Here is a 14,697-nt window from a genome sequence, read left to right on the forward strand (position 1 = left end):
CCTATCGAAGCGGCTCTCGTCGATCGTCAGCCCGCGAGGCGGACCGTCCGCGCGCGCACGGCGAGGAAGAACGGGATCGCAGATCCGATGCCCACGCCGAAGGTGAGGAGCACCGTGACCAGCCACCACCGGACGATGCCGAGACGCCGCGCCTCCGGCAACGCCCAGACGTGGAAGGCGATCACCACGAGGATGAGGTCCACCATCGCGAACCGTCCGGGCACAGTGGACCAGATCTTCCCGACGAAGAAGTCGGCGGCGGATCGTGTCCCGTGCTTCCGGACGTAGGGCTGGGCGATCGCGTTCTGCGCGACACCCGCCACTGCCGCGAGGGCCATGAGTCTGCGTTCGTCCGACGTCTTCACCGATGCTCCGTTCGTGGTGTGGATCTGATGAGTATCACCTGCCGGTGAAGGTGGCCTGCCGTCTCTCGACGAACGACAGCATCCCCTCGGCCGCATCGGACGTCGAGAACAGTGCCCGGATGTCGGGGAGCAGCTGCGCAGCCGCGGCCGCGTCCCCCTCGATCAGGCTGCGATGCGCGGACTCGAGCGTGGCCCGCACACCGAGTGGCGCAGCGGTCTCCGCGATGCGGTGAGCGAGCTCGATCGCGCGCTCGATCGTCGCCGCGGGATCCGCGCAGACCTCCTGCACGAGCCCGATGCGATGAGCCTCCTCGGCGTCGAACTCGTCGCCGGTGAGCATCCACCGCATCGCGTTCCCCCAGCCGGTCTCGCGAGGGAAGCGCAGGGTCGCCCCGCCGAAGGGATAGATACCGCGCTGAACTTCCATCTGGGAGAAACGAGTTCCGGCTGCGGCGACCCGGATGTCGGACGCCAGCAGCAATTCGATGCCGAGCGTCATGCACCAGCCGTGCACCGCCGTCACCACCGGAGTGGTCCACGTCCCGTCGAGGCGCCACGGATCTCGCCCACCCTCGGCGAACGGCAGGCGATCGCCCGTCAGGTGCTGGGCGACGTCCACGAGATCGAGACCGGCGGTGAAGTGCTCACCGTGGGCGAACAGCACGCCGGCACGGAGGTCGTCGTCCTCCTCCACCATTCCGTAGGCCGTCGACAGCTCGCGGATCATGTCGGTGGTGAAGGAGTTCCGCTTCGACGGCCTGTTCAGCCCGATGTGCAGGACGTGCCCACGCGGTTCGACAGTGATGGTCTGAAACTCGGTCACGACACACTCCCCCTGTGGCGGGCCGGAACCCGGTTATATGTTCCATCGCATAGTACACAGAGGTGCCGGACCCGCACATGCAGAAAGCCGGCACCAGGATGATCCTGGTACCGGCTCTCTGTGGTGCGCCCGAAGGGATTCGAACCCCTAACCTCCTGATCCGTAGTCAGGTGCTCTATCCGTTGAGCTACGGGCGCATGCTGTGGTGCTGTTCAGTTGTCCTCCGACCGAAGTCGAAAGTGGCGGAGGCGAGAGGATTTGAACCTCCGGACCCGGTGAAGGGTCAAGTCATTAGCAGTGACTCCCATTCGGCCGCTCTGGCACGCCTCCTGGACCTCTTTCGAGGGCACCGGTCCTTGCGAACCGCCGAGAAGGAAGATTACACACGCGCCGGAGTAGACGCAAAACGGCTGGTGGGGCGGTCTTATCGGAGATGACTGTCGAACCAGTCGAAGATGCGACGTTGGGCGTCGACGATCGCCTCCTCGCCGGCCGACTCCTCCGACACGGCGGATTCCTCGTCCGCACGATGCTCGACACCGGCGTAACTGACGACGAGCGTGGCGACGGACGCCTTCGACACGGCCTCCTGCAACTGCTCCACGTGCTCCACGGGAGTGCGGACGTCGTCGCGTCCGTAGAGACCGAGCCAGGGCGCCTTGAGGGATGCCGCCGCGTCGACGAGAGCGAGCGCATCCGTGGTCAGCGCCTCGACGATGCCGGGAGCAGCGACACTCACCGCCGCACCGATGGCTCGATCGGTGGCCACCAGGGCGGCTGCGGTTCCGGCGTCGTCGAATCCGATGACGCCGATGCAGTCCGTCGGGACGCCCCGGCTCTGCAGCCAGTCGACGGTGGCGTCGAAGTCCTCGAACAACGGCGTGCCGAACACCTCGTCGTCGCCCGCTGCCCGGTGGAACAGGTGCGGCGCCGCAACCAACCAGCCGTCGGCGGCGAGGGACCGCATGAACTCGAGCAGGGCCTGCGGGAGCTCGCGCGCCTCGTGCAACACCACGATGCCGCCGCGAGCCCTGCTATCCGGCTCGAACGCGGTGAGCGGCACGCGATCGAGCGTGGCTGTGTCCGCACCCTCGTCGCGGGGGCGGATGGGCGCAGTGTCCTCGATGAGACCCGACATGGCTCCACGGTAATGGCACACAATGGCGAAAGCGAGGGTCGAGCGAGAGCCGCGACCACACTGTGTCCGACCGCCGCGCATAATCGGTGATCGTGACCCCACGCACGCGCCCCGACCTCGATGCCATCCCCGGTTACCTGCCCGGCCGCTCGTTCCCGGGCGCGATCAAACTCGCCAGCAACGAGACCACGGCCGGCCCGCTGCCCAGCGTTCGCGAGGCCATCGCCGAGGCGGCGGCCGGAGTGAACCGCTATCCCGACAACCAGTCGACAGTCCTGGTCGAGGCGCTCGCGGACTTCCTCGACGTCCCGGCCACCACCGTCGCCGTCGGCTGCGGATCGGTCGCGCTGTGCCAGGAACTGGTCCAGGTCACCTGCAACGCCGGGGACGAGGTCGTCTTCGGCTGGCGCTCGTTCGAGGCCTACCCCATCGTCACGCTCGTCGCCGGCGCCACCGCCGTGCGTGTGCCGCTCACTCACGACGACGTGCACGACCTCGACGCGATGGCCGCAGCGGTGACGGACAAGACCCGTCTCATGTTCGTGTGCAACCCGAACAACCCGACGGGCACCGTGGTGGACCCCGCCGACCTCGAACGGTTCCTCGACGCGATCCCCGACCACATCGTCGTGGTGCTGGACGAGGCCTACTTCGAGTACACCGACCGCGCGATCGACGGCGTGGAGATCGGACGAACCCGGCCCAACGTCGTGGTGCTGCGGACGTTCTCGAAGGCCTACGGCCTCGCCGGACTGCGGGTGGGGTACGCCGTCGGAGCACCGTCGATCATCACGTCGATGAAGAAGGTGCACACCGCGTTCAGCGTGAGCAGTGTCGCGCAGAGTGGCGCCGTCGCATCTCTCGCGGCCTCGGACGAACTGCTGGCACGCACGGCCACCGTGACGGCCGAGCGGTCGCGGTTACGGGACTCGTTGCGCGGCATGGGATTCCACGTACCCGAGTCGTCGGCGAACTTCGTCTGGATCCCGCTGGGGGCGGAGTCGGGAGACTTCTCCGCAGCGTCCACCGAGGCCGGTGTCATCGTGCGGGCGTACGGGGACGACGGCGTGCGCGTGACCGTGGGCGACCCACACGAGAACGATGCGTTCCTCGCGTTCGCCGCGTCGGCTGCCGAGCAGTTCGCCGGGGCCACGGCCTCGCGATAGGACCCGTGTGCGCACGCGGTGCGTGAGGCGCACACCCTCTGCAGCCGGCGGGAGAGGGTGTGCGGTCGACGGAGCGGGTGTGCACACCCCCGACAACCGGGCGGGTCGACGCGCACCACTCGGGCACACGCCGAAAGATCTTTACGGCGGAGCACCAGAGACTGTGCACACCCCTTGCGTGAGGCGCACACCCTCTGCAGCCGGCGGGAGAGGGTGTGCGGTCGCCGGAGACTGCGTACGCCCCTGACAGCTACAGGCCGAGCGCCCTGGCCACGACGGGCCACGAGTTGTGCATCTCGTCCTGCCAGTAGCGCCAGGAGTGCGTGCCGTACGGCTTGAACACGATGGTCGCCGGGACACCCGCCGCGCGCAGCGTGTCGGCGAAGCCGGTGGTGCAGATGTTCGCGGCGGCCTCGAGGGGGCCGCCGACGGTCAGCGCGTCGATGATCTCCTCACCGAAACCGCCACCCGCCTCGTACGGTCCGGGGAATCCGTTGCCCGTCGACAGGTACACCTGCTTGCCGCGGAGCGTCTCGACGCGGGTACTCGGATCGTTCTCGGCCCACAGCGGATCCGCGTTCGTGCCCCACATGTTGGTGGCGTCGCCTCCGGTGGACCCGACGGTGGCACGCACCGCGTTCTTCGTCTCGTTGGAGCGGTTGTCGTAGCAACCGCTGAATCCGGCGATGCCCGTGTACAGATCGGGATGCTTGGTCAGCAGGTTCATCGCGCCCTGTGCGCCCATCGACAGACCCATCAGCGCGTTGACGCCGTTGCCGTCGAAGCGGGCATCGATCAACGGGGGCAGTTCCGACGTCAGGAACGTCTCCCACTTGTTGACGCCGAGCACGGGATCGGGCTGGGCCCAGTCGGCGTAGTAGGCACCGCGTCCCCCGACGGGAAGGACGATGTTGGCGGCCTTGTCCGAGAAGAACGAGATCGCGTCCGTCTTCTGCGTCCACGTGCTCTCCGTGTAGCCGGACTCCTCGCCCGCACTGACCCCGTCCAGCATGTACAGCGACGGACGCGGTACCGATCGATCGGCGGGCAGCAACACCTGCACCTGGATCTCGCGGTTCATCGACGAGGAGAACACCGACATGACGGCCCGGCGATCGGTCGCCATGGTCACCGAGACGACGCGAGTGGGTGACGACGCGTCCACGGCCGGCGTCGGAACGCCCGGCTGCGCACCCGCCACCGGCGCGGAGCCGAGAAGCGTCAGCGCGGTGAGGCACCCCGCGGCGAGCAGAGCGGGACGTCGCATCGACAGACCTTTCGTCCGATGTGGCTCGCGTGGAGCCACCGGTGAACAGAGAGACACGACGCGCGGAACGTCCCGCGCGCCCGGGGGAACGCGTACCAACTTACTTGCCGGTAGGTACGCCGCCTTCAGGTCCAAAGGACTGCTCGACGTCCTGTCTGCGGTCACAAGAACCGGCGACGAGGACACCGAGACCGGGAACCGTGCCGAAAGCGTACCGCGAGACGGTGGACGACACGTGAACCGGACTTCGAGGCATCACCCACGTGTGTGACATTTCATGAAGTGGGTCACCGTCAATTGTGTGAAAGCAAGATGTAACTAGGTGAAAACGCGACTTGTTTTGCCTCAACAGGCGTCATGCAGGGGTGTCATCGCAGGTCACAGCGGTTGGCCTGACAACGGGAACAGACACCGCAGTGGGCCTGAGCGCATACCGTGGCTCTCGAATAGGTATCTCGAAACAATCTCGGGACCCGTTAATGATTGTTACGGTACCCCGAGAACATGCACGACTGACATGAACTACACAGTCATGGGGGGATCGATGACCACACCGAAGACAGCTCCGAAGCCGCTTCCGGGACACATGGAAGCGGGCCTGATCGCCGGCACCCGCACGAACTCTCTGGCGATGAGCGATCTGCGAGGGGTGGCGCGTCATCTGGTCGATCACTTCCAGGCCAACACCCCCTGCGGAACGCTCCCCGGCGAGCTCCTGCACGGCGACGTCACCGAGGTCACCGTCAAGTGCCTGGGTCTCGCCGTCCGCATGCTCGAATCGGGCAAGACGCCGTCGGACAAGGACCTCGCCAACGTCCACGACGCGGCCGCTCGCTGGGCTCGCGAGGGGGTGCCGCTGCGCTCGATCCTGCGCGCCTATCACGACGGCTTCCGCTTCGGTCTCACTCTCGTCAGCCGTGACGCCAAGGCTCAGAACATCGAGAACGTCACCGACAACTCGCTCGTCCTGGTGAGCCTCCTCGAGGCCGTCACCACCGAGGTGTCCATGGCGTACGTGGAGGAGTACCGCTCCGTCGCGTCCGAGCACCACACCGCCACGCACACACTGGTGACCACGTTGCTCAGCGGCGGTCAGAACGCCCTGTCCACCGCGCAGCAGTGCGGCATCGACCTCGCCGACGAGTACCTCGTCATCGCGCTGCACTTCCCGCAGCATCCCGACGAGGCGAACCCCGTCGTCGATCGCACCGTGTCCGCACGGCGCAAGCTGCGCCGCATCCAGGCGGAACTCGCGACCATGTGCGGGAAGTCGCCGCTGGCCCTGCTCAGCACCGACGGCGGCACCGTGCTCCTGCCCGCACCGCGCGAACGCGAGTGGGTGGACACCCTCGTCGAGCGACTCTCCCGCGCCGGCGAGATCCCGATCACCGCCACGATGACGTCGGCCGAGCGCGAGGACATCCCCGGTGCTGCCGAGCACGTCTACGAACTGCTCTCGCTCACACGGCAACTCGGCCGACCGGCCGGGATGTACCGCACCGAGGACCTGGTGCTCGAGTACCAGCTCACCCGTCCGGGCCGCGGCCGGGAGCAGCTGCTCCGCGCTCTGAAGCCCCTCGACGACGCGCCCGAGCTGCTCGACACGCTGACGTCGTACATCGGTCACGAACTCAACCGCCAGCGCACCGCGCGGCACCTGTTCGTGCACGCCAACACCGTCGACTACCGCCTCAAGCGCATCGGCCAGCTCACCGGCATCGATCCCAGCGTGCCCTCGGGACTGCGCTACCTGCAGGCCGCCATCGTGGCCCGCGGACTCGCCGCCGCGAAGCAGAAGTAACGCGGCACCGACCGACACGAACGCCCCCTCCGGACGGAGGGGGCGTTCGTCGTCGATCACATCGCACTGGCGGAAGCGGAGGGATTTGAACCCCCGGACGCTTTCACACGTCTCTCGCTTTCAAGGCGAGTGCATTGGGCCGCTCTGCCACGCTTCCGCGATCGATACTAGTGGTCTCCCGCGAGCAGTCGTCGATCGACCTTCTCGAACACCTCGGCCATCGTCGCGAGTTCGTCGGCCGTGAGCAGATCGATCAGGCATCGCCGTACCGCAGCGACGTGCGACGGTGCCGCTGCCGCCAGGCGGGCGCGTCCGTCGTCCGTGATGACGGCCAGGACACCACGCCCGTCCTCGTCGCAGGTGTCTCGAACGACCAAGCCCTGCTCCTGCATTCGGCGGATCTGGTGCGTGAGCCGGCTCCTCGACGAGAGCACGCCGTCGGCGAGCAGACTCATCCGCAGCGAACCGTCGGGAGCCTCGCTCAGTCGCACCAGGATGCGGTACTCGGCCAGGGTCAGACCTTCTCGCGTGTGCAGGTCGCGGTTCAGGGTGTCCATGAGGCGGTAGTCGGCATCGATGAACGCGCGCCACGCGCGGGCCTCCGCCTCGTTCAACCAGGCCACCGGCGGGGCCGCGGTCTGTGACTCCTCGGGACGCGCACTGTGAACGACCATGACGGAAGGCTAGACCGAGGTGACCCCCGCGCGTGCCGACCTGCGCATCTTCAGGACCGGTACAGAATCGACCCGTCCACCTCGGTGACCGACGACAGCCCGGCCAGTCCCATGGTGATGTCGAGGTCGCCCAGCAGGCACCGCAGCGCATGGACGACACCCTCCCGACCCGCGAGTCCCAGGCCGTACACCCACGGCCGCCCGTAGAACACCGCGTCGGCGCCGAGGGCCAGCGCGACCACCACGTCGGCGCCGGAGCGGACACCGGAATCGAGCAGCACGGTCGCGTGATCCCCGACGGCCGCGGCGACGGGTTCGAGCGCGTCGAGCGCGGCGATCGAGTTGTCCACCTGTCGCCCACCGTGATTGGAGACGACGACGCCGTCGGCACCCGCGTCGACGACGGCACGGGCATCGTCGGGGTGCAGTATCCCCTTGACCACGACGGGCAGATGCGTCCACTCACGCACCCGCGCGACGTCGGACGGGCGGAGCGTGTGGTTGCCGAACATGCCGACCCAGGTGAGCACCGCGATCTGCAGCGCCTCGGCACTCTCCTCGGGAGGCGACGCCAGGCGTGAGCGAAAGACCGGATCGGACAGGTAGTTCGCGATGCCCTCGGCGCGGAGGAAGGGCAGATGACCGAGCGTGAGATCGCGCGGACGCCACCCGATGCCGGGGGTGTCCGCCGTGACGACGATGACCTTCGCTCCCGCCGCGGTGGCACGACGCACCAGTGACTCCGCGACGCCGTCGTCCGACGGCCAGTACAGCTGGTACCACCAGCTCTCGCCGGACTCCGCCGCGACGTCCTCGAGCGGAGTGGACGACGCGGTGGACAGCACCGAGCCGATCCCCAGCTCGGCGGCGGCCGACCCGACGGCGGGTTCCGCCGCGGGGTGCACCATGCCGAGGACGCCGATCGGCGCGGTGAGCACCGGTGCGGCGAGGGTGGTCCCCAGCACGGTCACCGACAGGTCGCGGGCGTCCGGTGCGCTGGCCCCGCGCCACATCCGGGGAACGATCCTGCGGGAGCCGAACGCGTCGACGTTTCCACGCGCCGTGCGTTCCGTGGACGCACTCCCGGCGATGTACGCGAACGCGGCCGCGGACAGCGTCTCGCGCGCCCGCTCCTCGAGACCGTCGGCCGTCATCGGCAGGTCGGGGGTCGTGCCGCCGAGCCCGGTCAGGTAGATCTCGTTCTGGAAGTTGCCGAAAGTGCTCACACGCAAACGCTAGCGAACGCGCACGCCCGGCAACACGATTTCACGCTGGTGAGCGTCACATGTCCGGCAGGATGGCGCCATGCCGGATCCCTATGTCGCCTCCCCCGACCGCTACGACACCGACCGCCCGACAGCGATGCCCTACCGCCGTACCGGTGAGAGCGGACTGAAGCTGCCCGCCATCTCGCTGGGGCTGTGGCACAACTTCGGTGACGACGTGCCGCTCGCCACCCAGCGCGCCGTCCTCCGCCGGGCGTTCGACCTCGGCATCACCCACTTCGATCTCGCCAACAACTACGGGCCGCCGTACGGCAGCGCGGAGATCAACTTCGGCCGCATCCTGCGGGAGGACTTCGGGCCGTACCGCGACGAGCTGGTCATCTCGACGAAGGCGGGGTGGGACATGTGGCCGGGCCCGTACGGCTTCGGCGGGTCGCGCAAGTACCTGCTGAGCTCACTGGACCGCTCACTCGAGCGCATGGGGCTCGACAGCGTCGACATCTTCTACAGCCACCGCCCCGACAAGGACACACCCGTCGAGGAGACCGCGGGCGCGCTGGTCAGTGCCGTCGAGCAGGGCAAGGCGCGCTACGTGGGCATCAGCTCGTACTCGGCGGCGCGCACCCGCCAGATGGCGGCACTGCTGTCCGATGCGGGAGTGCCACTGCTGATCCACCAGCCGAGTTACTCGATGCTCAATCGCTGGATCGAGTCCGATCTGCTGCCGGCCGTCGACGAGCTGGGAGTCGGAGTGATCGCGTTCTCCCCTCTCGCGCAGGGCATGCTGACCGACAAGTACCTCGGCGGAATCCCCGACGAGTCGCGCGCGGCACAGGGGAAGTCGTTCGATCCCGAGTGGCTGACCGAGGACATGCGCGGGCATCTGAACGCGCTGAACGACATCGCCGCGGCGCGGGGGCAGTCGCTCGCCCAGATGTCGTTGGCCTGGGCGCTGCGCGACCCGCGGGTCACGACGGTGCTGATCGGCGCCTCGTCCGTCGAGCAGCTCGACGACAACGTGGGTGCACTCGCGCGACTCCGCTTCGACGACGACGAACTGAGCCGCATCGACGAGCACGCCAAGGAGTCCGGCATCAACCTGTGGGAAGAGCCGTCACGGATCTGATCCGACACCGGCACGACACCGGCACGACAGTGCCGTGACAGCGGGGCGGTGCACGCTGAGCGCATGCAACCAGCCATCGAAGCAGACAACCTCGTCAAGAACTTCGGCCGACAGCGCGCGGTGGACGGCGTCAGCCTGACCGTTCCCCGCGGCGCGGTCTACGGAGTTCTCGGACCCAACGGAGCGGGAAAGACCACCACGGTCCGCATGCTCGCCACCCTGCTGCGCCCGGACGGCGGCAGCGCACGGGTGTTCGGCCACGACGTCGTCGCGGAGCCCACGGCCGTGCGTTCCCTGGTCGGCGTGACGGGCCAGTACGCGTCGGTCGACGAAGACCTCACCGCAACGGAGAATCTCGTCGTGTTCTCCCGACTGCTCGGCCTCGGCCGTGCCGAGAGCCGACGACGTGCGAACGACCTTCTCGAGGAGTTCGCCCTCACCGAGGCCGCGTCGAAGCCGTTGAAGAATTTCTCCGGAGGAATGCGGCGGCGACTCGACCTGGCCGCGAGCCTCATCTCGACACCTCCGCTGCTGTTCCTGGACGAACCCACCACCGGCCTCGACCCTCGCACGCGCGTACAGATGTGGGACACCATCCGCCGACTCGTGTCCGAGGGCACGACGGTCCTGCTGACCACCCAGTACCTCGACGAGGCCGATCAGCTGTGCGACCGCATCGCCGTCATCGACCGGGGACGCGTCATCGCCGACGGCACGGCCGACAGTCTGAAGGCGTCGGTGGGAACGTCCACGATGACTCTGGTGATCGCCGACCCCGGACGCACCGAGGAGGCACGTGTCCTGGTCAGCACCCGCCTCGGTCTCGACGCGTCCGCGGCCACCGGATCGGGCCGCGTCACGGCGCCAATGAAGGATGCCTCGGCGACACCGGACATTCTGATCTCGTTGCGGGACATCGGGATCGACGTCGCCGAGATCACCGTCGCCAAACCCAGCCTCGACGAGGTCTTCATGTCCATCACCGGTCGGCCCGACTCCGCGGCCGCCACATCCGAGGAGAACGCCGCATGACCACCACCCTGACCAGCCCCACCTCGGCGCCCAGCTTCGTCGACGCCCCGGTCGAGCGGATCTCCGTCTCGATGTCCGCTCGCCACACCGTCACGATGGCGTATCGAGGTCTGCTCAAGCTGAAGCACAACCCGGAGCAACTGTTCGACGTCGTCTTCGTTCCGGTCGTCTTCACCTTGATGTTCACCTACATCTTCGGCGGTGCCATCTCCGGCGACATCGCGAGCTACCTGCCGGTCATCATTCCCGGAATCCTGGTCCAGACGGTCATCACCACGTCGATCGTCACCGGCACGCAACTCCGTGAGGACATGGACAAGGGCGTCTTCGACCGGTTCAAAGCCCTTCCGATCGCACGTATCTCACCGCTGGCGGGCGCACTGCTCGCCGACGTCGTCCGGTACGTCATCGCCACCGTCATCACGTTCTCCACAGGTTTCGCCATGGGCTACCGACCCGAGGGCGGTGCGGTAGGAGTTGCGCTCGCCGGCGGCCTGGTGATCGTGTGCGCATGGTCGATCAGCTGGATCTTCGCCTTGATGGGTGTCCTGATGAGCAAGGCGTCCGCCGTGCAGGGCGTGTCGATGTTGATCCTCTTCCCGTTGACCTTCCTGTCGAACGCCTTCGTCCCGGTGGACACCATGCCCGGATGGCTTCAGGCCTTCGTGAACGTGAACCCGGTTTCCCAGGTGGTCACCGCGGTGCGCGAACTCGCCGGAACCGGCCACGCCGGAATCCATGTGGTGTGGTCGCTGCTGGGCGCGGCGATCATCGTTCTGGTCGTCGCTCCACTCACCGTGCGCACCTACATGCGTAAGGCCTGATCCGTCAGCGCGGCCAGGATCGACTCCGCTGCGGCGGCCCGGGTGCGGGGCCGCCGCAGCAGGGCCGTCTCCACCGCGTCGATGCCGAGCACCCGGCGCGCCAGACCCAGATGCAGGTCGATCGTCATCGACGGGAAGTCCTGTCGCGCCGCGACGGACGTCGCAGCGGCCAGAAGAATCGGTCCTTCGGGCGATCGCCCGCGGGCGATCAGATACGACCCCACGGCGCAGGCCACGGCACCGAGCTGAGGAAGATCCCCTCGCGCCAGAGCACTGCGGGGAGCGCAGACGCGGGTGCGGATCCACCGAACCAGATCCTCCACCCTGCCATGATCGCCGTGCAGCACATGCGCATCCACGCAGGCGCAGGCCAACATCACGGCGTACGGATCTCCGATGTCGTCCCACCCCGACCGGCACTGCTCAGCGGCGTCCCGATACAGCGCCAGACCGGTGGACACATCTCCTCCACGCAGCATCGCCTCCGCCCGAGTTCCGAAAACCGTGGCTCGCGTCTGATGCCTCATCGCCTCGTCGGACGCGACCACCGCAAGCCCCGTGGTGATGCGATCGCCGTGCCCGAACTCCGACAGCAGAGCCAACCCGTCACCGACGCGGTCCGCGGCGACGAGAGACGCAGCGGCGAAGGTCCGCGTCTGAACACTCTCCTCGTACGCGTGGAGGCGCCAGAGCAACTGCGCCCCGTGGAGATAGAACTCGGCGGCCTGCTCGTGCCTCCCGGTCTGTCCGTGGATACTCCCCAGTGACTGAGCAGCCTGAGCCATGCCCCACAGATCGTCGGCATCGTGCGAGATGGACGCCGCGGCGCGAAGATCGCGTTCCGCGCCGTACAGGTCACCGCGGTTCTCCCGCAGCGATCCGCGCAACATCAGCGCGGTACCTCGAATCTCCGGGTCTGCGGATCTGACCGCCTCCGCGAGCACCCTCGCCAGCCCTGTGCCGTCGGCGCGGTGCAGGAGCAGCATCGCTGGGAACCGCAGGGCCGGAGATGTTCCCGGTCTGGCCCGCAGAACGCGTCGCAACGCGGTGCGCGCGCGGGCCGCCTGCCGGGGCGAGCCTCCGTATCCCAGGTGCGACGCCATGAAGACGTAGGCGAACACGACGATGTCGTCGGGGACACCGCGGGGATCGACATCGGTCGCATCGAGAAGGCGCACCGACCAATTGACGACTTCCGAGTGCGCACCCCGCACAGACCACAGGTAGGCAAGAGCGGGGAAGATCGTGAAGACGTCGGACCAGCGCTGTTCGACCGCCGCGATACGGAGCACTGCCAGCAGATTGTCGTGCTCGGCGTCGATCGCCGGAACGACCGCGTTGCGGTTGCCGTTCCGATGCAGTTCGAGGGCCTGCCGTGCGACGGACGAGGCCCACGCGACCATCGCGTCGGTGACCGCGTCGCGCTCGGCGGGGTCGCGTGCCAGGTGCTCCTCGCCGAATTCGCGGACGGTCTCGAGCATGTGGAATCTCATCCCGTCCGACTCGGCCACCGTGAGCAACGAGTGCTCCACCAGACCGTCCACCGCGTCGTCGATGCGGTCACCCGGCTCGAACTCGGCTACCGCCCGCGCAGCATGCGAGGTGATGCCGGCAGGAAAGCGGCACAACCGTCGGAGCGCACGGCGCTGACCGTCGTCGAGCAGTTGCCAACTCCAGTCGATGACGGCATGCAGCGTCCGATGCCGCTCCGGTCGAGTCCGATCCTTGCTGCGCAACAACGAGAATCGATCGGCCACCGCGTTGTCGATCTCCTCGATGCTCATCGACCGAGCACGCGCCGCGGCCAATTCGATGGCCAACGGCAGACCGTCGAGACGGGTGCACAACCGTGCGATCCTGTCCGGGTCGATCACGACGGTCGGTCGTACCGCCCGCGCACGGGCGATGAACAGATCGGTGGCCGGTGAACCGCCCGCATCGACGACCAACGGCGGAAGGGGGTAGATCGACTCAGCAGCGACACCCAGCGGCGTTCGAGACGTCGTCAGGATGCGCACCAGATCGCTCGCCCCGATCACTTCGTCCACCACGCCGGCCACATCGGTCGACACGTGTTCGCAGTTGTCCAGGATCATCAGCAGAGGACGCGATGCCAGCGCGTCCCGAAGCCGGTCACGCGCGGAATGGACAGGACCGATGGGCAAGGACCCCATCACGACGTCCGCCTCGTTCAGTCCCAGGGTTCCACTGATGGCGGCGACCACGTCGTCTCCACTCCGCAGAGGTGCCAACTCGACGACGACAACCGGAACCCGTTGTGTCGCACGACGACCGATCTCGTGAGCCAGGCGCGTCTTGCCACTTCCGCCGGGACCGGTGACGGTCACCAGTCGCGCCCTCGACAGCAGGCTCTCCACCGCCGCGATGTCGTCCGTCCGGCCCACGAGCTCGGTGGAGGCGTGACGGACTCCCACCACCGGGTAGCCCGACAGCGCGACCGGCTCGACCGGAACTGTCGCGCCGAGCAGATCGGCATGCAGTGCCGCGACGACCGGCGACGGATCTATGCCCCACCGATCTGCCAGCAGCTCACGGAGTTCGGCGAACACGGCGATCGCATCGGCCGTGCGACCCGCGGCGTGCAGCGCACTCATCATCGACGACGCCGCGGTCTCGTCGGCACGGTCGCGGTGCCAGCGTCGGCGTGCGATCTCGATCGCGGACGCGTGGTCACCGACATCCGACGACGCAGCCACGGCGATCGAGTCCAGCGTGTCGCGGATGTCTGCCGCAGCCTTCGCGACGTCGGCCGCCACGGTGCTGTCGCCCAGATCACCTCCGGGCTCGCCTCGCCACAGCGCGACCGCGTCGGCAACCGTGTCGAGTGCTTCCGCAGGTTCCAGGGACGATGCCGACGCGGCGAGCAGCTGGGCTCGCCACAGGTCGACGTCGTTCGAATCGAGTGAGAGGCGGTACCCGGCCGGTCCTGTCTCGATCATCGGTGCCACCGACCGCAGACGCGAGACCTGGGTCTGCACGGCGGACTTCGGCGACTCCGGTCCGCCGTCGGGCCAGAGTTCGTCGATGATCGTCGACACCGAGACGAACTTGCCGGGAGTCATCGCGAGAAGCGCCAGCAGTGTCCGCGCTCGCAGACCCGGCACACCCGAGAACTGCGTACCGACGCGGATGCGGACGTCACCCAGCAGGCCCACCACCGGTTGTCCGATGCCGGGCCGCACGTCGTTCGCATCGTCTCGTCCGGTCACCGAGTCGAATGGTATGACCTCGTCG

12 protein-coding genes and 3 tRNA genes are annotated in these 14,697 nt (G+C 67.8%); 5 read left to right on the forward strand and 10 right to left on the reverse strand.

Annotated features, from left to right (window positions below; translation table 11 throughout):
- Nucleotides 1-26: 26 nt before the first annotated feature.
- The 5 genes from QE449_RS00425 to QE449_RS00445 all read right to left on the reverse strand — a co-directional run bounded on the left by QE449_RS00425 (nucleotide 27) and on the right by QE449_RS00445 (nucleotide 2,326).
- Nucleotides 27-365, reverse strand: a complete 339-nt coding sequence (locus tag QE449_RS00425; protein ID WP_373428233.1) for a DUF2834 domain-containing protein — start codon at nucleotides 363-365, stop codon at nucleotides 27-29.
- Between the two features lie 34 nt (nucleotides 366-399).
- A complete protein-coding gene (locus tag QE449_RS00430) occupies nucleotides 400-1,188 on the reverse strand; it encodes a crotonase/enoyl-CoA hydratase family protein (RefSeq protein WP_027506574.1) in 789 nt (262 codons plus the stop codon).
- 121 nt (nucleotides 1,189-1,309) lie between these two features.
- A tRNA-Arg gene (locus QE449_RS00435) sits at nucleotides 1,310-1,385 on the reverse strand.
- Nucleotides 1,386-1,428: 43 nt separating this feature from the next.
- Nucleotides 1,429-1,518, reverse strand: a tRNA-Ser gene (locus QE449_RS00440).
- 94 nt (nucleotides 1,519-1,612) lie between these two features.
- Nucleotides 1,613-2,326, reverse strand: coding sequence for a dienelactone hydrolase family protein (locus QE449_RS00445; protein ID WP_027506573.1), 714 nt, complete (start codon nucleotides 2,324-2,326; stop codon nucleotides 1,613-1,615).
- A gap of 92 nt (nucleotides 2,327-2,418) precedes the next feature.
- Between QE449_RS00445 and hisC the strand changes: the two genes are divergently transcribed.
- Entirely contained in the window at nucleotides 2,419-3,492 is a 1,074-nt protein-coding gene (hisC, locus tag QE449_RS00450; RefSeq protein WP_027506572.1) for a histidinol-phosphate transaminase, read from the forward strand.
- Nucleotides 3,493-3,742: 250 nt separating this feature from the next.
- Here hisC and QE449_RS00455 read toward each other — a convergent pair whose 3' ends face one another.
- A complete protein-coding gene (locus tag QE449_RS00455; RefSeq protein ID WP_027506571.1) occupies nucleotides 3,743-4,759 on the reverse strand; it encodes an alpha/beta hydrolase family protein in 1,017 nt (338 codons plus the stop codon).
- A 544-nt stretch (nucleotides 4,760-5,303) separates the two neighbouring features.
- On the opposite strand from QE449_RS00455, the gene QE449_RS00460 reads away from it, so the two are divergent.
- Entirely contained in the window at nucleotides 5,304-6,560 is a 1,257-nt protein-coding gene (locus tag QE449_RS00460) for a CdaR family transcriptional regulator (RefSeq protein ID WP_261776324.1), read from the forward strand.
- A 67-nt stretch (nucleotides 6,561-6,627) separates the two neighbouring features.
- Here the strand turns inward: QE449_RS00460 and QE449_RS00465 are convergent.
- The 3 genes from QE449_RS00465 to QE449_RS00475 all read right to left on the reverse strand — a co-directional run bounded on the left by QE449_RS00465 (nucleotide 6,628) and on the right by QE449_RS00475 (nucleotide 8,460).
- Nucleotides 6,628-6,717: transfer RNA gene (locus QE449_RS00465), tRNA-Ser, on the reverse strand.
- A gap of 10 nt (nucleotides 6,718-6,727) precedes the next feature.
- On the reverse strand, nucleotides 6,728-7,234 hold the full coding sequence (locus QE449_RS00470; RefSeq protein WP_051613546.1) for a MarR family winged helix-turn-helix transcriptional regulator: 507 nt from the start codon (nucleotides 7,232-7,234) through the stop codon (nucleotides 6,728-6,730).
- A 50-nt stretch (nucleotides 7,235-7,284) separates the two neighbouring features.
- A complete protein-coding gene (locus QE449_RS00475) occupies nucleotides 7,285-8,460 on the reverse strand; it encodes an alpha-hydroxy-acid oxidizing protein (protein WP_027506568.1) in 1,176 nt (391 codons plus the stop codon).
- Between the two features lie 79 nt (nucleotides 8,461-8,539).
- Here QE449_RS00475 and mgrA point away from each other — a divergent pair, with 79 nt between their 5' ends.
- From mgrA to QE449_RS00490, 3 genes are all read left to right on the forward strand, one after another.
- Nucleotides 8,540-9,586: an L-glyceraldehyde 3-phosphate reductase gene (gene mgrA / locus QE449_RS00480; RefSeq protein WP_027506567.1), complete on the forward strand. Its 1,047-nt coding sequence runs from the start codon at nucleotides 8,540-8,542 to the stop codon at nucleotides 9,584-9,586.
- A 63-nt stretch (nucleotides 9,587-9,649) separates the two neighbouring features.
- Complete coding sequence (locus tag QE449_RS00485; RefSeq protein ID WP_037186508.1) at nucleotides 9,650-10,618, forward strand: daunorubicin resistance protein DrrA family ABC transporter ATP-binding protein; 969 nt, start codon at nucleotides 9,650-9,652, stop codon at nucleotides 10,616-10,618.
- Nucleotides 10,615-11,442, forward strand: a complete 828-nt coding sequence (locus QE449_RS00490; RefSeq protein WP_027506565.1) for an ABC transporter permease — start codon at nucleotides 10,615-10,617, stop codon at nucleotides 11,440-11,442. The genes QE449_RS00485 and QE449_RS00490 overlap by 4 nt, the downstream gene beginning before the upstream one ends.
- Here the strand turns inward: QE449_RS00490 and QE449_RS00495 are convergent.
- A complete protein-coding gene (locus QE449_RS00495; protein ID WP_037186505.1) occupies nucleotides 11,424-14,672 on the reverse strand; it encodes a BTAD domain-containing putative transcriptional regulator in 3,249 nt (1,082 codons plus the stop codon). The two genes, QE449_RS00490 and QE449_RS00495, sit on opposite strands and share 19 nt — an antisense overlap.
- Nucleotides 14,673-14,697: the final 25 nt, after the last annotated feature.

The sequence above is a fragment of the Rhodococcus sp. SORGH_AS_0303 genome, from assembly GCF_030819335.1.
Taxonomy (GTDB): Bacteria; Actinomycetota; Actinomycetes; order Mycobacteriales; family Mycobacteriaceae; genus Rhodococcoides.